Annotated in this window: 18 protein-coding genes; 4 read left to right on the top strand and 14 right to left on the bottom strand. The window is 34.8% G+C overall.

The window, feature by feature from the left end; translation table 11 throughout:
- Positions 1-18 precede the first annotated feature (18 nt).
- The 8 genes from AC000W_RS05280 to tamL all read right to left on the bottom strand — a co-directional run bounded on the left by AC000W_RS05280 (position 19) and on the right by tamL (position 10,236).
- Positions 19-990 carry a YpdA family putative bacillithiol disulfide reductase gene (locus AC000W_RS05280; protein ID WP_474746636.1) on the bottom strand — a complete coding sequence of 324 codons (972 nt, stop codon included), beginning with the start codon at positions 988-990 and terminating at the stop codon, positions 19-21.
- Positions 990-1,649 carry a ribulose-phosphate 3-epimerase gene (rpe, locus tag AC000W_RS05275; RefSeq protein ID WP_474746635.1) on the bottom strand — a complete coding sequence of 220 codons (660 nt, stop codon included), beginning with the start codon at positions 1,647-1,649 and terminating at the stop codon, positions 990-992. Before rpe ends, AC000W_RS05280 begins: the two co-directional genes overlap by 1 nt.
- A 202-nt stretch (positions 1,650-1,851) precedes the next feature.
- Entirely contained in the window at positions 1,852-2,715 is an 864-nt protein-coding gene (locus AC000W_RS05270) for a sigma-70 family RNA polymerase sigma factor (RefSeq protein WP_167961952.1), read from the bottom strand.
- A gap of 163 nt (positions 2,716-2,878) precedes the next feature.
- Positions 2,879-5,104: a polyribonucleotide nucleotidyltransferase gene (locus AC000W_RS05265; RefSeq protein WP_474746633.1), complete on the bottom strand. Its 2,226-nt coding sequence runs from the start codon at positions 5,102-5,104 to the stop codon at positions 2,879-2,881.
- A 190-nt stretch (positions 5,105-5,294) separates the two neighbouring features.
- Entirely contained in the window at positions 5,295-5,564 is a 270-nt protein-coding gene (rpsO, locus tag AC000W_RS05260; protein WP_474746632.1) for a 30S ribosomal protein S15, read from the bottom strand.
- Positions 5,565-5,638: 74 nt separating this feature from the next.
- A complete protein-coding gene (gene accD, locus AC000W_RS05255; RefSeq protein ID WP_474746630.1) occupies positions 5,639-6,499 on the bottom strand; it encodes an acetyl-CoA carboxylase, carboxyltransferase subunit beta in 861 nt (286 codons plus the stop codon).
- Positions 6,500-6,539: 40 nt separating this feature from the next.
- Complete coding sequence (fbaA, locus tag AC000W_RS05250) at positions 6,540-7,607, bottom strand: class II fructose-bisphosphate aldolase (protein ID WP_474746629.1); 1,068 nt, start codon at positions 7,605-7,607, stop codon at positions 6,540-6,542.
- Positions 7,608-7,668: 61 nt separating this feature from the next.
- Positions 7,669-10,236 carry a translocation and assembly module lipoprotein TamL gene (tamL, locus tag AC000W_RS05245; RefSeq protein WP_474746627.1) on the bottom strand — a complete coding sequence of 856 codons (2,568 nt, stop codon included), beginning with the start codon at positions 10,234-10,236 and terminating at the stop codon, positions 7,669-7,671.
- 23 nt (positions 10,237-10,259) lie between these two features.
- On the opposite strand from tamL, the gene AC000W_RS05240 reads away from it, so the two are divergent.
- Complete coding sequence (locus AC000W_RS05240) at positions 10,260-10,988, top strand: TrmH family RNA methyltransferase (protein WP_474746626.1); 729 nt, start codon at positions 10,260-10,262, stop codon at positions 10,986-10,988.
- Between the two features lie 2 nt (positions 10,989-10,990).
- Here the strand turns inward: AC000W_RS05240 and porT are convergent, their stop codons facing one another.
- Together porT and ubiE are read right to left on the bottom strand one after the other, a co-directional pair.
- Positions 10,991-11,686 (bottom strand): type IX secretion/gliding motility protein PorT/SprT, encoded by a 696-nt coding sequence (gene porT, locus AC000W_RS05235; protein WP_474746625.1) that lies wholly within the window; start codon positions 11,684-11,686, stop codon positions 10,991-10,993.
- A 4-nt stretch (positions 11,687-11,690) separates the two neighbouring features.
- On the bottom strand, positions 11,691-12,419 hold the full coding sequence (gene ubiE / locus AC000W_RS05230; protein WP_474746623.1) for a bifunctional demethylmenaquinone methyltransferase/2-methoxy-6-polyprenyl-1,4-benzoquinol methylase UbiE: 729 nt from the start codon (positions 12,417-12,419) through the stop codon (positions 11,691-11,693).
- Positions 12,420-12,667: 248 nt separating this feature from the next.
- Here ubiE and trkA point away from each other — a divergent pair, with 248 nt between their 5' ends.
- Both trkA and AC000W_RS05220 read left to right on the top strand, forming a co-directional pair.
- Positions 12,668-14,017 carry a Trk system potassium transporter TrkA gene (trkA, locus tag AC000W_RS05225; protein WP_474746622.1) on the top strand — a complete coding sequence of 450 codons (1,350 nt, stop codon included), beginning with the start codon at positions 12,668-12,670 and terminating at the stop codon, positions 14,015-14,017.
- Positions 14,017-15,507, top strand: coding sequence for a TrkH family potassium uptake protein (locus AC000W_RS05220; protein ID WP_474746621.1), 1,491 nt, complete (start codon positions 14,017-14,019; stop codon positions 15,505-15,507). Before trkA ends, AC000W_RS05220 begins: the two co-directional genes overlap by 1 nt.
- 66 nt (positions 15,508-15,573) lie before the next feature.
- Here AC000W_RS05220 and AC000W_RS05215 read toward each other — a convergent pair whose 3' ends face one another.
- Entirely contained in the window at positions 15,574-16,761 is a 1,188-nt protein-coding gene (locus tag AC000W_RS05215; RefSeq protein ID WP_474746619.1) for a pyridoxal phosphate-dependent aminotransferase, read from the bottom strand.
- A 15-nt stretch (positions 16,762-16,776) separates the two neighbouring features.
- Entirely contained in the window at positions 16,777-17,877 is a 1,101-nt protein-coding gene (locus AC000W_RS05210) for a fatty acid desaturase family protein (protein WP_474746618.1), read from the bottom strand.
- Between the two features lie 92 nt (positions 17,878-17,969).
- On the opposite strand from AC000W_RS05210, the gene rsmG reads away from it, so the two are divergent.
- On the top strand, positions 17,970-18,605 hold the full coding sequence (gene rsmG / locus AC000W_RS05205) for a 16S rRNA (guanine(527)-N(7))-methyltransferase RsmG (protein WP_474746617.1): 636 nt from the start codon (positions 17,970-17,972) through the stop codon (positions 18,603-18,605).
- Positions 18,606-18,656: 51 nt separating this feature from the next.
- On the opposite strand, the gene AC000W_RS05200 is transcribed toward rsmG, so the two are convergent.
- On the bottom strand, positions 18,657-19,175 hold the full coding sequence (locus AC000W_RS05200; protein ID WP_474746615.1) for a DinB family protein: 519 nt from the start codon (positions 19,173-19,175) through the stop codon (positions 18,657-18,659).
- Positions 19,176-19,416: 241 nt separating this feature from the next.
- Positions 19,417-19,626: a YciI family protein gene (locus AC000W_RS05195; RefSeq protein WP_474746614.1), complete on the bottom strand. Its 210-nt coding sequence runs from the start codon at positions 19,624-19,626 to the stop codon at positions 19,417-19,419.
- Positions 19,627-19,643 lie beyond the last annotated feature (17 nt).

Raw genomic sequence — 19,643 nt, 5'->3', positions numbered from 1 at the left:
TTATTTATTGAAAAGATGTTATACTTTCTTTTTTGTCAATATATCACTCATGATTATTGGGGCATGAATTCTTGAATTTTCTATGAACCATTTATGAGTTTCCATTCCTCCGCATATTACTCCTGCAAGATATACTCCTTCCACATTGGTTTCCATAGTGTCATGATTGTAATTAGGTAATCTTTTATCATCTTGTGATAGTTCTATTCCTATTTTTTCTAAAAATTCAAAATTGGGCATATATCCCGTTAGGGCCAATACAAAGTCATTTTCAATAGAAATAATACCATCAGGAGTATTTATTGATATTTTATTTTCTGAAATTTCTTTTACTTCAGAATTGTAATATACTTTGATGCTTCCTTCTTCAATTCTATTAATAATATCTGGTCTAACCCAATATTTTACACGTTGTCCTACTTCTGAACCACGAATAATAAGAGTGACATCTGAACCCTTACGCCAACATTCCAATGCAGCATCTATGGCAGAATTACTTGCTCCAATAATTGCTAATTTTTGACCAGCATAAAAATGTGGGTCTTTGTAATAGTGGGATACTTTGGATAAGTTCTCTCCTGGTACTTTTAGGCGGTTGGGTAAATCATAAAAACCGGTGGCAACAACTACATTCTTGGAGTTGTATTTGTTTTTATTGGATACAATAATAAAATTGCTGTCTTTTTTTTCAATTGATTCTACTTTTTCAAATAATCTGATATTTAATTCATTTGATGTGGCAATTCTACGGTAATATTCCAATGCCTCACTTCTATTGGGTTTTGCCTCTTTACTTATAAAAGGTACATTGTCAATTTCCAATCGTTCCGAGGAGGAAAAGAACTGCATATTTACTGGATAATTGAACAATGAATTTACTATGGGCCCTTTTTCAAGGATAATATATGACAGGCCTTTTTTTTTGGCTTCCAATCCACAAGCTATACCTATGGGACCCCCGCCAATAATGGCAACATCAAAAAATTCCATTATGCTATGATATCTTTAAGTTCTATAATGGTCTGTGGTGGGTTGGAGCTTTTAAAGATGAAACTCCCAGCTACCAAAATATCTGCTCCGGCATCAATCAGTGTTTTTGCATTTTTCGAAGTTACTCCACCATCAATTTCTATTAAGGTGCTTGCATTTTTAGTTTTTATCAATGCTTTTAAATCTTTTACCTTTTCATAGGTGTTCTCAATGAATGATTGTCCACCAAACCCGGGGTTTACGCTCATTATACACACTAGGTCAATATCATTGATAATGTCTTCTAATAAGTCTATGCTTGTATGGGGGTTAAGTGCCACACCAGCTTTCATTCCTGCTGCTTTTATGGCTTGTAGGGTTCTATGTAAATGGGTGCAAACTTCATAATGTACTGTAAGGTTATTGGCCCCCAATTCTGCGAATGTATTTATATAACGGTCGGGGTCAACAATCATTAAATGAACATCCAATGTTTTTTTTGCATGAGAAGCAATGGCTTTAACAACTGGCATACCAAAAGAAATATTTGGAACATAAACACCGTCCATAATATCTAAATGAAACCAATCTGCTTCACTTTGATTCACCATTTCTATATCTCGCTGTAAATTTGCGAAATCTGCTGCTAAAAGAGAAGGGGCTATAATTTTTTTACTCATGTATGTTGAACTAAGTTCGTTACTCATACAAAAGTAGTGAAATGATGTGGTTATTATAAATGAAAAAACTCCGGTAATCAGCCGGAGTTTATTCATCAATCAAAAAACGAACAGTCATGATAAACTGTTGTTACTGTTAAAATTACAATTTATATGCCAAATTTCCAATTTAGCACATATTTTACTTGTAATTTATTCTTGGTTATCCAAGATATGTCTTTAAAATCTTACTTCTAGATGTATGTTTAAGCCTTCTAATGGCCTTTTCTTTAATTTGACGAACTCTTTCTCTTGTAAGATCAAAAGTTTCACCAATTTCTTCTAAGGTCATAGAATGTTGTCCTGCCAAACCAAAATATAAACGAATAACATCCGCCTCTCTTGGAGTCAATGTTTCCAAAGCTCTTTCTATTTCAGTTCTTAAAGACTCGTGCAACAATTCTCTATCTGGATTTGGAGACTCGCCACTACGTAATACATCGTAAAGGTTAGAATCTTCTCCATCAATTAAAGGTGCATCCATGGATACATGGCGGCCAGAATTTTTTAATGATTGTTTTACATCATCAACTGTCATGTCTAGCTCCTTGGCAATTTCTTCAGCTGATGGCATACGCTCATGAGCTTGCTCCAAGAAAGCAAAGGTTTTATTAATCTTGTTAATAGAACCGATTTTGTTCAAAGGCAAACGTACAATTCTAGATTGCTCTGCCAATGCTTGTAAAATAGATTGACGAATCCACCATACGGCATAAGAAATAAATTTAAAACCTCTAGTTTCGTCAAATCGTTGTGCAGCTTTAATTAGGCCAAGGTTTCCCTCGTTAATTAAATCCGGTAAAGTAAGCCCTTGGTTTTGGTACTGTTTAGCGACCGATACCACAAATCTTAGATTGGCTTTTGTTAGTTTTTCAAGAGCGATCTGGTCGCCTGCCTTGATACGTTGTGCCAATTCTACTTCTTCGTCTGCGGTAATAAGATCTACTTTGCCAATTTCTTGCAAGTACTTGTCCAAAGATGCGGTTTCCCTATTGGTAACCTGTTTTGTAATCTTAAGCTGTCTCATTAAAATAAATTAAGTTCAATTTGCATAGACTGCATATACTTATACGTAGAAATTCTAGAAATGTTACAAAAGGGTTACTAAATTTCAATTTTATGGTTAAAATGCATAAAAAAAGCCCTTAAAATGAATTAAGGGCTTTATAATTTCGGCAAACTAGGAAGTTTTAATCTCTTCTTGGTTTACGGTCTCTATCTCTATTTCTATCATTTCCACCTCGTCCACGATTGTTATCGCGATCAGTTCTTGGTGGTCTTTCTACATAACCTTCTGGTTTTGGAAGCAATGCTTTGCGAGAAACTTTGTCTTTTCTAGTTCTTTTATCAAGACCAAAGTATTTAACATCAAACACATCACCCATGTTCACTACATCAGAAACATTTTCTGTGCGTTCCCATGCTAGTTCAGATACATGAAGTAAAACTTCATTTCCTGGAGCTTCCATATATTCAACCACGGCACCAAAGTCTAACATTTTTATGACTTTTACCTCATAAACACTGCCTACTTCTGGTTTAAATGTCAATGAGTCAATTTTGGCTAAAACAGCATCAATTCCTTCTTGCCCTGTTCCAAGTATTTCAACAATACCTTCTTCAGTAACCGGATCTTCATTAATAACAATTGTACACCCTGTTTCTTTTTGAAGTTCTTGTATTACTTTTCCACCTGGACCAATTAAAGCACCAATATATTCATTAGGTATGCGAGCTGTTACCATTTTTGGAGAATGCGGTTTAACATCGGCATTCGGAGCAGCAATAGTATCAGTCAATTTGCCTAGAATATGTATACGACCTGCTTGCGCTTGTTTTAAAGCATTTACAAGAATTTCGTAGGAAAGTCCTTTTACTTTAATGTCCATTTGACAAGCTGTAATGCCATCAGCAGTTCCAGTTACTTTAAAGTCCATATCTCCCAAATGATCTTCATCACCTAAAATATCAGACAAAACAGCATATTTTCCAGAATCTGCATCAGAAATCAATCCCATAGCAATACCAGAAACAGGCTTCTTTAATTGCACACCAGCATCCATTAATGCCATAGTACCACTACAAACTGTTGCCATGGAAGATGAACCATTGGATTCCAATACTTCGGAAACAACACGTACTGTATAAGGACAATCTTCTGGAACCATTCCTTTTAAAGCACGTTGTGCCAAGTTACCATGCCCAACTTCTCTACGAGATGTTCCCCTAATAGGTCTTGCCTCTCCTGTTGAAAAAGGAGGAAAGTTATAATGCAAATAGAATGTTTCTTCACCTTCATAGGATGGCATATCTATTTGATTTGCTTCCCTAGAAGTTCCTAAGGTTACTGTTGCCAAAGCTTGAGTTTCTCCTCTTGTGAATATGGCAGAACCGTGAGTAGAAGGTAAATAATCTACCTCACACCAAATAGGACGAATTTCATCGGTCTTACGACCATCCAAACGTAAACCTTCATTTAAAGTAAGATCACGAACAGCAGCTTTTTCTGCTTTGTAGTAATATTTGGAAACTAAATCTCCAAAATCTTCTATTTCTTCTTCGGAGAATGATGTTTTAATCTCTTCCTTTATTTCTGAAAAAGCAGCACTTCTTTCGTGCTTTGCAGAACCTGCCTTTGCAATGGCATATACTTTATCATATACCATGTCATGAATTTTCTTAGCCACATCTTCATCTTCTCTTTCTGGCTCATATTCACGAACTTCTTTCTTGCCAAAAGCTTCTGCCAATTTAATTTGTGCAGCACATTGTACTTTTATGGCTTCGTGAGCAGCTTTTATGGCTTCAACCATTTCTTCCTCAGAAATTTCATCCATTTCACCTTCTACCATCATCACAGAATCTGCAGAAGCACCAATAACCATATCGATATCACTTTCTTCTAATTGCGCCCTACTTGGGTTGATGATAAACTCACCATTGATTCTACCAACACGAACTTCTGATATAGCACATTCAAATGGAAAGTCTGATAATTGAATAGCTGCAGATGCTGCCAATCCTGCCATAGCATCTGGCATTACATCATCATCGTGAGACATTAACTGAATCATTACTTGTGTTTCAGCATGATAATCTTTTGGGAATAATGGACGTAAAACTCTGTCTACCAATCTCATAGTCAATACTTCACCATCACTAGGTCTTGCTTCTCTTTTGAAGAAACCACCAGGATAACGGCCTGAAGCAGCAAACTTTTCACGATAATCTACCGTTAGAGGTAAAAAATCTACATCGCTTTGCTTGTAATTGGAAACCACTGTACATAATAACATACATTTTCCAGATTGGACAACTACAGAACCATGCGCCTGTTTTGCCAATTTTCCGGTTTCGATAGAAATTTCTCTACCATCACCAAGGTCTATGACCTCTTTAAAAGTTTTTGGAATCATAAAAAATTGTTTCAACCTATTGTTATATGTATAGGTCTGTTAAACATTTGGTCTACCGTCTGCCTGACGGTCGGGTTGTGTTGTTGTGTTGACCAATGAAAAACTAAATGCAGCTTTTTGTGTTGCCCAACTTTATCTAAAATCAGGACTTTATGTTGAAAAAAGGGGAAGCTAAGCTTCCCCTTTTTTATTATTTTCTAATATTTAATTCTTTAATTATGGCACGATACCTAACAATATCTTTCTTAATTAAATAATCTAATAGACTTCTTCTTTTACCAACCAATTTAACCAAAGAACGTTCTGTATTGTAATCTTTACGATTGTTTTTTAAATGCTCTGTTAAATGATTAATTCTGTGCGTGAACAAGGCTATTTGCCCTTCGGCAGAACCTGTGTTTTTTTCTTCTCCGCCGTGTTTTTTAAAAATGTTGGCTTTTACTTCTTTAGTTAAATACATTCCAATATTATTTTTAATGATTTTTATGTATATGATTGATTTTCAATCCGGGCGCAAATATACAATTATTTTGTTTACGACCTAATAGGATTGTTCTGTATTAGATCTATGTATAAATTAACTTTCTTTTTAAGATCTCTACGATGTGAGATAAAGTCCAAAAACCCATGCTCTTTAAGAAATTCTGAAGTTTGGAATCCTTCTGGTAATTCTTTCCCCGTTGTATCCTTTACTACACGTGGTCCTGCAAAACCTATTAAAGCCCCAGGTTCGGCAATATTAATATCACCCAACATGGCATAAGAGGCTGTAGTGCCACCAGTTGTTGGATCGGTACATAAAGATATGTATGGAATCTTTGCCTCGGCAAGCTGTGCTAATTTGGACGATGTTTTTGCCAATTGCATCAACGATAATGCTGCCTCCATCATTCTGGCACCACCAGATTTAGAAATCATTAAAAAAGGAATTTTCTTTTTAATGGCGTAATCTATAGCTCTAGCAATTTTTTCACCAACTACACTTCCCATAGAACCACCAATAAAACTAAAATCCATGGCTGCCACTACTAAATCCTTTCCCAAGGATTTTCCAACGGCTGTTCTAACCGCATCTTTTAATCCAGTTTTTTTCTCTGCAGCTTTTAATCTATCAGTATATTTTTTGGTATCCTCAAACTTTAAAGGATCTTTAGAAGAAAGTTTAGCGTCTAGCTCTTTGAATTTATTGTCATCAAAAAGAATCTGAAAATACTCTTTACTTCCTATTCTTACATGATAGTCGTCCTCTGGACTAACATAAAAGTTTTTTGCCAATTCTTCCGATTCAACAATTTTCCCTGTTGGGGACTTATACCAAAGTCCTTTTGGGGTGTCTTTTTTTTCCTCGGTAGCTGTTTGTATTCCCTTTTCTGTTCTCTTAAACCATGCTGTCATACGTCAAATATAAAATTAAAAGAAATTACTAATGATTCTATTATAAGGTATTTACATTGTTTAAATCCTCAAAAGCTTTCTTTAATCTTTCTACAAATGTAACCTCCCCAGCACGCAACCATACACGTGGATCATAAAACTTCTTGTTTGGTTCGTCACTCCCTTTTGGATTTCCTATTTGTCCTTGCAAATAGTCTTTATTGTCTTGAACATAATCCCTTACACCAGAAAGGAAAGCATATTGTAAGTCGGTATCAATATTCATTTTGATAACACCATAACTAATACCTTCTCTAATTTCTTCTACTGTTGAACCAGACCCACCATGGAAAACAAAATCTATATGATTATGCTCAACACCATATTTTTTTGAGATATACTCTTGAGAGTTTAGAAGAATCTTTGGAGTCAATTTTACATTTCCTGGTTTGTAAACCCCGTGTACATTTCCAAAGGCAGCTGCAATTGTAAATCTTGGGCTTACTTTGGAAAGCTCTTCATAGGCGTATGCCACTTCTTCGGGCTGTGTGTATAACTTAGAATCATCTACATCAGAATTATCTACACCATCTTCCTCACCACCTGTAATACCAAGTTCTATTTCCAAAGTCATATCCATTTTGCTCATTCTGGCTAGGTACTCCTTGCAGATAGCAATATTTTCTTCGATTGGTTCTTCAGATAAATCTATCATATGTGAACTAAAAAGTGATTTTCCAGTCTCAGCATAGTGCTTTTCACTAGCATCCAAAAGTCCATCTATCCAGGGCAGTAATTTTTTTGCACAGTGGTCGGTATGTAAAATAACAGTTGTACCATAAGCTTCCGCTAATTGATGTACATGTTTTGCGCCAGCAACTGCACCAGCAATTGCAGCTTTTTGCCCATCATTTGACAATCCTTTTCCTGCATTGAATTGAGCACCTCCATTTGAAAATTGTATGATAACAGGTGCATTTAGGCTAGCAGCTGTTTCCAATACTCCATTTATGGTATTGGAGCCTATAACATTTACCGCAGGTAAGGCAAATCCCTTTTCCTTTGCATAGTTAAAAATTTCTTGAACTTCATCACCTGTGGCAACTCCTGCTTTTATATTATGACCCATAATTTTTTTTAGTCTGTTTAGTTTTTAAAAAGATGCCACAAAAGTAATAAAATAATTAGGTCTAAAAAGGATAATTTATACCTATGTTAAAGACGGCATTTGCAAAGTTATAATCCCTAAACCATCTTTTTGATGCTTCTTCTGCGGGATTGTATGTTTTAAAACCCGTATCTAAACGAATAACAAAATAAGTGAAGTCATATCTTAGCCCAAACCCAGTTCCCAATGCAATATCTGCTAAGGAACTAAAACCATTAAAAGTTGCTTCTTTATCATCTACATTGTCCAAAACGTTCCAAATATTTCCCGCATCAGCAAACAAAGCTCCTTTTACGTCACCTGCTATAGGGAAACGATATTCCATATTCAAAGCTAATTTTAGGTTGGCTTCATTAAAATCATTGACTTCTTGGGTTCGCCCTGGCCCTAAAGAATATACTCTCCATGCCCTATTGTCATTGGACCCGCCAGCAAAATAACTTCGTGTAAACGGAATATTGTCCGAATTTCCATATGGAATAGCAATTCCTAAAAAACTTCTAAACGCCAGTACATTGGGTCCATTAAGGTTCCAATGTTTTATATAATCGAATTCTGTTTTTACATATTGGGAATACGGGACTCCAAAGACCAACAAATTGGAATTGTCATCTTGATTAAAGGTAACAATATTGGACATGGCCGATAAAAGATTGCCGGCACTTTCTAGCTTAAATCTAAACTGGTAGAAATCATTATCGTTTATTCCGTTTTTGTTGTTTTTGGTAAAAGTGTAATTAGAGGCGAATATTAAGTTGTTTTCTGTAAGCCTGTTTCTACGTTCATTAATACTTCTTACAGTGTTAAAGTCATCTTGGCTAAGAGCTAAGCCATTGTTTAGTACTTCATCAATAAACCCATCTGTGCCAGTAGGGACAATTAACTCGTCATTTTCATTGAACAATTCACTGAAATTAGTATCATCTTGATATGGGTCAGCAATCTCATCTAATCTTCTATAAGAATTTTGATAGACATTAAAATATCTGTTTGTATTTACATTTCTTACAAATTGAAGATTTAATAGCTCAATATTATTTTTTTTGAAATCATTTGGAGACCAATTATAACTTAGAATGCTATTAAAAGTTTGTTTATCTAATCCAATATTTTTTTGAAAACTGGTTCCTAAAGACATACGTGTCTGTGGCAGCATATAATATGGAATAAGCCTTTCAGTATTAAACAAGGGCATCCAAATTCTTGGAAATGTCAAATTAATATCTCCACCAATTTCTGAAAAGAAATCTTCTGATAATGAAGTATCGCCTAAAAGACCAAAAGTTCCTCTAGCTGAAAGGCTTAAGGTTTCGGCTCCCCCAAAAACATTTCTTGTGACCAGAGATTGACTAAAGGCAATACCCAATAGTTGATAATTGGAATGGGTAACATCAAAATTTGTTTCAGATGAATATTTTGGACGTGCCGCTAAGTAAATATTGGATGTTAGCTTTGTTTGGGTGCTATCCTGGATTAAATCTATGCTTGGATATTTAAAAGTGTTCAGGCTAGTTATCTGCCTATAGGTACGCAACCTGTCTATATCTCTATAAACACTATCTTTTTCCAAAAAAATTGCGTTTGCTAGAGCTTTAGGTTTGTAACGAAGCTTGCCCTTATAATAAATGGTAAAATTTTCATAATCTATTGATTTGAGAGAATCTTTTCCATTGTCGAAAAGGTAATCGGTATATATATTGACTTTATCAAATCTGTGGACTTTGTATTCTGATGTTGTCAAAGTATTCTCACTTCTTGTTTTTAAATTGTCAATCGTAAGTTCTACGCCCATTTTTTGGTCACCATTGGTCACTATAGTGTCTCTGGATATGTTATATTTAATGGAACTTTCCTGAAAATTATAAACACCAGAATTCCTGAATAACCCCGTAAGCCTTTCACGTTCATTGTCAAAATCCGATAAATCAAATTGTTTGCCAGATTTCACAAAAGATTCATCCGTATGTATTTTGTATATTGAATCAATAGCGGTCGAGTTTATTTTTTTTGAAATTGAATCAATTAAATATGGGCTTCCTAAATTTACCTTGTAATCTATTTCTGCTCTTTGTTTTCCATTGGGAACAATATCATAAGTTACTTTGTTGTTAAAATAGCCTTTACTACCATAATAGGCTTCTAATCTTTTTAATGATTTGGTAGTTCTAGAAGTGTCTATTATAGCTGGTGGCTCTCCAATATTTTTGAGCCATTCACTGTATCCTTTCACCATAAAAGATTCTCCAAGTCTATCAACTTGTTTTTTAGACAACCAATTTATTAGTCGTTGTTCTCTCTTTTCTTTTTTGTACAACCAGTTTTGGTAGGATGAATCTGGATTCTGTTTGGCAAGGTTATATAAATTCAATCGTAACGGATATCCTAATAAAGTACTATTCGGTTTTTGAACAATTAAGCTATGAACATCCTCATTAGTAACTTTTTCACCATCAGCATAAATAGAATTTTTGGTAAGTAGCAGTTCTTCATCCCCAACCCTTCTAAGTGCATTACAGGAAGTAATGACAACACATAGTAATAATAACCCTATTTTTGCTATGTATCCAGTAAGACTTTTTTGGGTATTCATGAAATCAAAAATACATTATTTGTATGGTTGTTAAAAACCAGATAAAATTTATAAAAAGCTTACAGCAAAAAAAATACCGAAATCAACACGGTATGTTTGTTGTTGAAGGTGTAAAGGTGGTAAAAGAACTTTTAGCATCACAAATTGTTCCTCATATTATTTATAGCACTGATGCGGAGTTTGTTGAGAAATATAAAGAAGTAGCAGAATTAATTTTAGAAACTGATTTAAAAAAAATTAGTTCCCTACAAACCCCAAACATGGTTGTTGGTGTTTTTTATATTCCAAAACCTACAGAAATTAATGCTGCCGATTGGGTAGTGGCTTTGGACGATGTAAGAGATCCAGGTAATTTAGGAACCATTATACGCTTGTGTGATTGGTTTGGGATTAAAACTCTTTTATGCTCTCCCAACACAGTGGATTGTTATAATCCAAAAGTGTTGCAGGCCACTATGGGTTCCATAAGTAGAATAAATATTGTTTATACTGATTTGAAAAACTATTTAGAAAAGTCTAATGCCAATATTTATGGTGCTTTTATGAATGGCGATGTGGTTTATAAAGAAATAGTGCCAAAATCTGGAATATTGGTCATGGGAAATGAGGCCAACGGAATTTCTGGCGAAATAGAAGCTTTTATTTCCAAAAAAGTAAGCATACCTCAATTCGGTAACAAAACTGCAGAAAGCCTTAATGTTGCCACAGCCACGGCTATTTTATTAAATGAAATTAAAAGAAATAAAGGATAGCTCTATTCAAAAGTAAAGTTCACAAAAATACCACGAGTACGCATAGCATCAATATTTCCTGTCCATGGGCTATTGGGGTCAATATCCCTTACTAATTCATCGCTTAGAGCAAAAACCCCTCTTATGGAAGGAGCAAACTTAAAATATTGGGTGTAAAAATCAATTCCAAACCCCAACTCATAATAATACGTGATTTTTTTCATCCTAAAAGTGCCACTACTATTGTCGTCCAAGCTATCTTCATTACTCCCAAGATTTAAGGAGGTTGAACCACCACCAATAAGAAATGGTTTCCAATTCCCTAATCTTTTGGTGCTTACTTTTAATAGTAAAGGAAAGTTTATGTAGGTAGATTTAACTTCTCTAATGGCATCATTTTCTGCAGTAAATCCTGGAAATCCTAATATTCGCTGTGTGTAGTGAAGGCCAGGTTCAAAGCGTACATCCAAAAACTCATTAATGCGCATTTCACCAATTAAACCAACATTAAACCCAAAAGATTTATCCACTAAAATGTCTGGCAAGTCATCTTTATATTCAAATTGAAAATCATATTGGTTAAAACCTAGAAAGTACCCAAAATTTAAAAATGGTTTATCCTCATTTTCAAGATTTAAAATGGGCTTCTCATTAAACTGTGCTTGTACAGAGGCAAAAAAAAGTAAAAATCCCCCCAATAAGGGAAAAATATTTTTCATGTGTTTATTTTGTTGCAACATATATGGATGCAACCCCAAATGTTTGAGGTTTGTTTTCTACCTCTATAAACCCAATTTTCTTCAAAATATTGTTGAAAGCTCCACCATACGGAAATACTGAAGCTGATTCGCATAAATAACTATATGCGGATTGGTCTTTTGAAAAAAGCTTACCAATTAAGGGTAAAATATTTTTGGTATAAAACCTATACCCTTGCTTGTATGGTGTTTTGGTAGGTACAGAGGTTTCCAACACAACAAAAGTTCCAGAGGGTTTTAAAACCCTGTATATTTCTGATAATCCCTTTTCCAGATTTTCAAAATTGCGAACTCCAAAAGCAACTGTAATGGCATCAAATGTATTATCTTCAAAAGGCAAATTCTCACTGTCACCAACCACCATTTCTATGGTGGAATCCAGATTTTTATCAGCTACTTTTTTCTTCCCTACTTCTAACATTCCTGCAGAAATATCCAACCCAACAATCTTTTTGGCCCCGGTTTTTACCATATTAATGGCCAAATCCCCTGTTCCTGTTGCAATATCTAGAATTGTACTTGGCTGTTTTTTGGTAAGTATAGCAACAACCCTTTTCCTCCATTTTACATCAATTCCAAAAGAAATTACCCTGTTAAGACCATCATAGCTCCCAGAAATAGTATCAAACATTTGGGTTACCTGTTCTTTTTTGCCAAGTTTGGAATCCTTATATGGGGTAATCTTCTCTGCCATTTTACTATTTTGGGCAAATATACAAGGACAGATTGATTCTTTTATAAAACATGGGCTCAGAATCGTTTGTAATGCACATATTAACGGAATAATATAATCAGGAACATAAATTTGCGTAATTTTGCCCCGTTGAATGAACATAATAATTTTTATATGTTCTATACCAGAGTGTTATACATTCTGTTTCACTACAATTAATTGCTAGAAGATTATAGGTTTTAACCTATGAAGAACAATTTTAAAAGCAAATGAAAATAATAATTGCTGGAGCTGGTGAAGTAGGTTTTCATTTGGCAAAGCTACTATCATACGAATCTCAGGATATCACACTTATTGATATCAATAAAGAAAACCTTACCTACGCAGATAGTCACCTGGATATTAGAGTTTTAAAAGGGGATGCAACGTCTATTTCTATGTTGTTAGACGCTCAGGCAGAAAAGTCTGATTTGGTAATTGGCGTTACAGCATCAGAAACCACCAATATAACATTGTGCATGTTGGCAAAACAGTTGGGTTGTAAAAGAACCATTGCTAGAATATCTAATACTGAGTTTGTTGATTATAAAGACTTGGTTAAGTTTGATGAATTGGGGATTGATGAACTTATTTCCCCAGAGGAACTGGCTGCTACGGAGATTCAATTATTACTTAATCAATCCGCTTTTAACGACACTTACGAATTTGAGGATGGCGCATTGATTATGGTTGGTGTTTCGCTTCCAAAATCTGCACCATTTGTTGGTAAAACTGTCAAGGATGCTGCAAAAGTATTTCCAGAACTACATTTTATGCCTATAGCTATTCAGCGAACAGGTACTCAATACACGCTAATTCCTAGGGGTGATACCGTTTTTAAAGAAGAAGACCAAGTATATTTTGTGACTTCTAAAGGTGGTGTGGATGAACTTTATAAACTTACTGGAAAGAAAAAAGAAGAAATTAAAAATGTAATGATTCTTGGTGGTAGTAAGGTTGGTTTTAAAACAGCTAGAGATCTTTGCTCCAAGAAATTTAATGTTAAACTGATAGAAAAAGATAAGGAAAAAGCTTTTGAAATTGCAGACGGATTACCAAATGCCTTAATTATTAATGGTGACGGTAGCAATGTGGAACTGTTGGATGAAGAAAGTTTGGAATCCATGGATGCTTTTATTGCTGTTACAGGAAATTCTGAAACCAATATTATGTCTTGTCTTGTGGCAAAATCCAAGCATATAAAAAAGACCATAGCATTAGTGGAAAATATGGACTATTTTCAGTTGTCTCATTCCATAGGTATTGATACACTTATCAATAAAAAACTATTGGCTGCAAATAATATTTTTAGGTATATCAGAAAAGGGGAGGTCGTTGCTTTAACTAGATTAAACAATCTTAATGCTGAAATCTTAGAGTTTATTGTTAAATCTACCTCTATAGTAAATGGAAAAATCATCCGTGAATTGGACTTTCCAAGGTCAGCGACTATTGGTGGTGTGGTACGGGATGGAGAAGGAATTATTGCTCTTGGGGATTTTAAAATTTTAGAAGGTGATAGGGTAGTGGTTTGTTGTTTGCCTAGAGCTATTCCAAAAATAGAAAAGCTGTTCTTGTAATGCGTCTTAACTCCAAAATAATCATACATCTTATGGGGTTGCTGTTGCTCTGCAACGGTTTTTTTATGCTGATTGCTGCTTTGGTCAGTGGAATTTATAAAGATGGGGTTACCTTAGATATTACCCTTGCGGCCATTGTTACAATGCTTATTGGTGTTTTGGCTATGTTCTATACCAGAGACCATAAAAAGGAAGTGAAGCGCAAAGAAGGATATATGATTGTTACCTTCGGTTGGCTGGTTATGTCGGTTTCTGGTATGTTTCCATATTTATTTTCTGATGCCATTCCAGGTGTCACCAATGCTTTTTTTGAAACCATTTCTGGGTACACCACTACAGGAGCATCTATTTTAGATGATATAGAGTCAATGCCAGAGGGAATTCTGTTCTGGCGAAGTCTTACCCATTGGATTGGTGGTATGGGTATTATTGTTTTGGCCATTGCAATTCTTCCCTTATTGGGAATTGGAGGTATGCAGTTGTTTGCTGCAGAGGCTCCTGGTCCTGCAGGAGATAAACTACATCCAAGAATCACAGATACAGCAAAACGTTTATGGTATATTTATGTGGGCTATACGGCAGCAGAAACTATTTTGTTGAAGCTAGCAGGAATGTCTTTTTTTGATGCTATAAACCATTCCTTGGCAACACTTTCAACAGGTGGTTTTTCAACCAAGAATGCTAGTTTGGCGTATTGGAACAACCAACCTCTTATTCAATATATTGTAATATTTTTCATGTTTTTAGCAGGTAGTAATTTTGTACTGAGCTATTTTGTTTTTAAAGGGAAAATACAGCGGGTTATTAAAGATGAAGAGTTTAAATATTATGCAATATTTATAGGACTTTTTGCAATTATTTCAGCTTTGGTGATTTATTATAACACCAATGTACCTGTATCAGATTTTCACCCTATGGTATTGGGAAAAGGGGAAAGTGCTTTTAGACATGCATTATTTCAGGTTGTAGCTGTAATTACTACTACAGGCTTTGTAAGTGCAGATTTTACTGGTTGGACACCCTTTTTAACCATTTTCTTTTTTGGGTTGTTCTTTTTAGGTGGTTCAGCAGGTTCAACTGCGGGTGGTATTAAAGTGATGCGCCATTTGTTGATTATTAAGAATGGCTTGTTAGAGTTTAAACGAACACTTCACCCCAATGCAATTATTCCAGTACGGTATAATAATAAGACAGTTCAAGAGCATATTGTATATAATATCATTGCATTTTTTGTCCTTTATATGTTGTTGTTCATTATTGGAGCATTAATCTTAGGTTTCTTAGGGTTGGATTTCCAATCCGCTATTGGTGGAGCTGCCTCTTCTTTGGGTAATGTGGGACCTGCCTTGGGCAGTCTTAACCCAGTAAGCAATTTTAATAGCTTGCCCGATGCTGGAAAATGGTGGTGTGGATTTTTAATGCTTGCAGGTAGGTTAGAACTTTTTACTGTTCTTATTTTATTGACTCCCTATTTTTGGAAATCAACATAAAAAAAATCGGCAATCAGTTAAAATTAAAATAACGAAAAGCCGATTTTCTTAATTGTTTTGCAGTTGTTATACTACCGCTTTTATTCTTGATATGGCTTCTATTATTTCTTTCTCGGATGCCGCATAAGAAATGCGTATACAATTACCATTACCAAAGGCATCCCCGGTAACTGTTGCTACGTTGGCCTTTTCCAATAAATACATTGCGAAATCTGAGGCATTATTTATAGTAGTGCCATTTAATGTTTTTCCAAAAAATGAGGATACATCTGGGTAGACATAGAAAGCACCTTCAGGTTCATTACATTTAAACCCTTCAATTTCATTTAATAAATTCAAAATCAATTTTCTTCTTTCTTTGAATTCATCAACCATGTATTTAATACGAGTGGGAGATTCTAACAAAGCAGTAATCACAGCTCTTTGTGCAATACAATTGGCACCACTGGTTACCTGTCCTTGTAGTTTGTTACATGCTCTTGCAATATATGTGGGAGCACCAATAAAACCAATTCTCCAACCAGTCATGGCAAAAGCTTTGGCTACACCATTTACGGTTACGGTTCTATCAACCATATCTTCAAAAGCTCCCATGGAGGCATGTGCAGTTACACCATAATTAATATGTTCGTAAATTTCATCACTTACAACAATAATTTGAGGATGTTTTTGTAGAACATCTGCCAAAGCTCGTAATTCTTCTTTGCTATATATAGAACCACTGGGATTACATGGAGAACTATACCAAAGCATTTTTGTCTTAGGCGTTATAGCGGCTTCTAATTGTTCAGGAGTCATCTTAAAGTCAGTATCCATTGAGGTTGCAACTTCAACAGGGATTCCATCTGCCAATTTAACAATGTCACTATAGCTTACCCAATACGGGCATGGTAAAATTACTTCGTCACCTTTGTTTAAGCATACTTGGGCAACATTATATAATGCTTGTTTTGCGCCAGTAGATACTACAATCTGCGAGGCATCATAAGTAATATTATTGTCTCTTTTGAACTTGGTAATAATAGCATTCTTTAACTCTACATACCCATCTACAGGAGTATAAGAGTTATAGTTTTGGTTGATTGCTTCTATAGCAGCATCTTTAATATAATCTGGGATATTAAAATCTGGTTCTCCTAAGCTTAAACCAATGATGTCTTTTCCAGAAGCTCTTAATTCACGAGCCTTAGCTGCCATTTCTAGGGTGGCAGAAGGCACTAGGCTATTAATCCTGTCGGATAATTCAATACTCATAAGTGTCAAAATTTGCTAGTACTGTAAAGCAGGGTTTTTGCCCAACTCTTTTAAATGTTTGAAGTGCGAAATTATAGCTTTTCTTGTAGTTTTATATTCGTTGTAGGGCAAATTAAACTCTTTAGCCGTTTGTTTAACAATTTTTGAAATTTTTGTGTAATGTATATGGCTAATATGAGGAAAAATATGATGTTCTACTTGATGGTTGAGCCCGCCAGTAAACCAGTTTACAATTCTGTTTTTGGTGCCAAAATTCACGGTAGTAATTAATTGGTGAATGGCCCATGTATTTTTCATGGTACCGCTTTCATCTGGTAACGGAGTTTCTGCATCGTCCACTACATGTGCCAATTGAAATACGACGCTTAGGATGACACCTGCAACATAATGCATAATAAAAAACCCCAACAAGATTTTCCACCATGCAATGTCAACAAAGATTAGTGGTAGTACAATCCAAATAGAGACATAAAGAATCTTGGTGATGACCAATGTGCTCCAGTTGGTTACTTTGTTGGGTAGTTTGCCATAAGATAACTTACGCTTCATATACCGGTACATTTGCTGAAAATCTGTTGTAATTGCCCAGTTGAATGTTAACAATCCGTATAGAAAAACAGAATAAAAATGCTGAAATTTATGGTGCTTTCGCCATTCGGCATGTTTAGAAAATCTTAAGATACGACCTGCTTCCAAATCTTCATCATGATTGTGAATGTTGGTATAAGTATGATGCAACACATTGTGTTGTACCTGCCAATTGTATACATTACCAGCAAGAATATAGATACTGCCACCCATTAATTTATTAATCCATTTTTTATTAGAATAAGAACCGTGGTTACCATCATGCATCACGTTCATGCCCACTCCTGCCATGCCCACTCCCATAACAATGGTTAATAATAAATAGGCCCACACAGGAAGATTTAATGTTAATATTAAAAAATATGGAGCCAAGAATAAGCAGAACATTACAATGGTTTTCAAATGTAATTTCCAGTTACCTGTTTTCTTTATTTTATTTTCCTTGAAATAGGTATTTACTCTTTGATTGAGCGTTTTGAAGAATTGAGTTGAATCTTTTCTAGAAAATCGGATAGGTCCTTTTTCCATAATTTGGTATGTTTTTATATAAAGCTACTTTAATTATAACGCAGCAGAATGTCTACTAATATAGTATTTTTGACAAAATTAATGGAATATCAATGAAAGCGGACATAATTTTCAACTATTTTCCAGATTTAACAAAACTACAACAGGTGCATTTTGTACAGTTGGAGGACCTTTATAAGGACTGGAACCAAAAAATAAACGTGGTTTCCAGAAAGGATATTGATGAATTATACGTGCGTCATGTATTACATTCTTTAGGAATTGCCAAAATACATCAGTTTTTACCTAAAACATCTGTGTTGGATGTGGGTACTGGTGGTGGTTTTCCTGGGATTCCCTTGGCAATACTTTTTCCAGAAACCCATTTTACTATGATTGATGCTATTGGAAAAAAAATAAAAGTTGTAGATGAGGTGATAGAAGGGTTGCAATTGACAAATGTTACAACAGTACATGGTAGGGTTGAAGAATTAAAGTCTCAGTTCGATTTTATTGTAAGTAGAGCTGTTGCAGCAATGCCCACTTTTGTAAGATGGACAAAGGGAAAAATAAAAAAAGAATCACTACACGAAAGGAAAAATGGAATCCTTTACTTAAAAGGAGGCGATTTATCTGAAGAATTAAAAGACTATAAAACAGCCGAAATTTTTGATTTACATGAGTATTTTAAAGACGATTTTTTTGAAACTAAAAAAGTAGTGTACTTACCCATGAAATTTAAAGGGTAGACTAATAAAAAAAGGTGCCGAAAGGCACCTTTTAAGTAAACTTTTTTATAATTATTTACTCCAAGGAGGCGTAACTCCGTTAGACCTTGCATAGGCAATTAATTGTCCTTTGTGTTCGCCATTGTGTTCTAGAATTGTTAAAAGCCCACTCAAAGCACTCATTTTCATAAAACCAAAGTCTATTTCTTCACCAAATTTAGAGCTCTCTACAAGCATAATGTTTTTAAGAACAAATTCGTTTGACTTTTTTAAAACAGCTAAAATGTTTTCTTTGCCCTCTATTTTTTCAATATTCATTAAATCTACATCAGAAGGAGGGGTAAAACCCATTTTGGATGCCAAAAAATAGTTACCACTGGCAACATGTAGAATAGATTCTCCAACAGAACGAACACCTTCTGATGGTCTCCAGTCATATTGGTCTTCTGAGAAAGCTTCTGCCAAAGAAACCACTTGTCCTTGGTTGTAGGCCAATGTGCCCTGTAGGGTAGCTTGTACCAAATTGTCTTGTGCTGTAAGTGCAAAAACAGATGTCAACATTAAAGCCGATAATACTAGTTTAATTTTCATTTTTATAGGGTTAGGATTAATAATACCCTTTATGGGTCGTGCTAAAAGTAATAAATTAACAAGATGGATTGTTATTTATTTGAGATTTGTGATTTTATAAGTGGTTTTGATGTTGTATATGTAATGCCCAGTTAGGTTAAGCGTGTTTTTGTGTGTACTTATTTTTATTCTAATAAAATTTTCAGCTCTTCACTTGTCTTATTTGGTATAAATTCGGTTAGCTCATAATTGGCCAAGTCATTTATTTTAAAAGGTCTTTTTCAATAATCTTTAATAATTCATTTTTATCAGAAATCTTGGATAAGATAATTCCTCCAGTTCTGGGAACTTTTCTTCCAGAAGCATGAAAATTCCCTAGTTGATATTGTTCATTTAAATATTCAATGTGATTGTCTAAATGTTTGTCAACCTTTTCAAGAGGAACTTTGTAAGTCAAATTTATAATGTGCATGAAGGCTATTTGAAATT

It is taken from the genome of Saonia sp., from assembly GCF_056326165.1.
The sequence above is the reverse complement of the archived record's forward strand: the minus strand, read 5'-3'. Positions and strand labels throughout refer to the sequence as shown.

What these genes read in the sequence shown, in the direction of transcription:
- porT (WP_474746625.1), bottom strand. Translation starts at nt 11,686, where the DNA reads ATGAAAAATATTTTTCCCTTATTGGGGGGATTTTTACTTTTTTTTGCC.
- ubiE (WP_474746623.1), bottom strand. Translation starts at nt 12,419, where the DNA reads ATGGCAGAGAAGATTACCCCATATAAGGATTCCAAACTTGGCAAAAAA.
- AC000W_RS05240 (WP_474746626.1), top strand. Translation starts at nt 10,260, where the DNA reads ATGGTTGTTAAAAACCAGATAAAATTTATAAAAAGCTTACAGCAAAAA.
- AC000W_RS05195 (WP_474746614.1), bottom strand. Translation starts at nt 19,626, where the DNA reads ATGCACATTATAAATTTGACTTACAAAGTTCCTCTTGAAAAGGTTGAC.
- AC000W_RS05280 (WP_474746636.1), bottom strand. Translation starts at nt 990, where the DNA reads ATGGAATTTTTTGATGTTGCCATTATTGGCGGGGGTCCCATAGGTATA.
- accD (WP_474746630.1), bottom strand. Translation starts at nt 6,499, where the DNA reads ATGACAGCATGGTTTAAGAGAACAGAAAAGGGAATACAAACAGCTACC.
- AC000W_RS05220 (WP_474746621.1), top strand. Translation starts at nt 14,017, where the DNA reads ATGCGTCTTAACTCCAAAATAATCATACATCTTATGGGGTTGCTGTTG.
- tamL (WP_474746627.1), bottom strand. Translation starts at nt 10,236, where the DNA reads ATGAATACCCAAAAAAGTCTTACTGGATACATAGCAAAAATAGGGTTA.
- AC000W_RS05265 (WP_474746633.1), bottom strand. Translation starts at nt 5,104, where the DNA reads ATGATTCCAAAAACTTTTAAAGAGGTCATAGACCTTGGTGATGGTAGA.
- AC000W_RS05200 (WP_474746615.1), bottom strand. Translation starts at nt 19,175, where the DNA reads ATGAAAATTAAACTAGTATTATCGGCTTTAATGTTGACATCTGTTTTT.
- rpsO (WP_474746632.1), bottom strand. Translation starts at nt 5,564, where the DNA reads ATGTATTTAACTAAAGAAGTAAAAGCCAACATTTTTAAAAAACACGGC.
- rpe (WP_474746635.1), bottom strand. Translation starts at nt 1,649, where the DNA reads ATGAGTAAAAAAATTATAGCCCCTTCTCTTTTAGCAGCAGATTTCGCA.
- AC000W_RS05215 (WP_474746619.1), bottom strand. Translation starts at nt 16,761, where the DNA reads ATGAGTATTGAATTATCCGACAGGATTAATAGCCTAGTGCCTTCTGCC.
- fbaA (WP_474746629.1), bottom strand. Translation starts at nt 7,607, where the DNA reads ATGGGTCATAATATAAAAGCAGGAGTTGCCACAGGTGATGAAGTTCAA.
- trkA (WP_474746622.1), top strand. Translation starts at nt 12,668, where the DNA reads ATGAAAATAATAATTGCTGGAGCTGGTGAAGTAGGTTTTCATTTGGCA.
- AC000W_RS05210 (WP_474746618.1), bottom strand. Translation starts at nt 17,877, where the DNA reads ATGGAAAAAGGACCTATCCGATTTTCTAGAAAAGATTCAACTCAATTC.
- rsmG (WP_474746617.1), top strand. Translation starts at nt 17,970, where the DNA reads ATGAAAGCGGACATAATTTTCAACTATTTTCCAGATTTAACAAAACTA.
- AC000W_RS05270 (WP_167961952.1), bottom strand. Translation starts at nt 2,715, where the DNA reads ATGAGACAGCTTAAGATTACAAAACAGGTTACCAATAGGGAAACCGCA.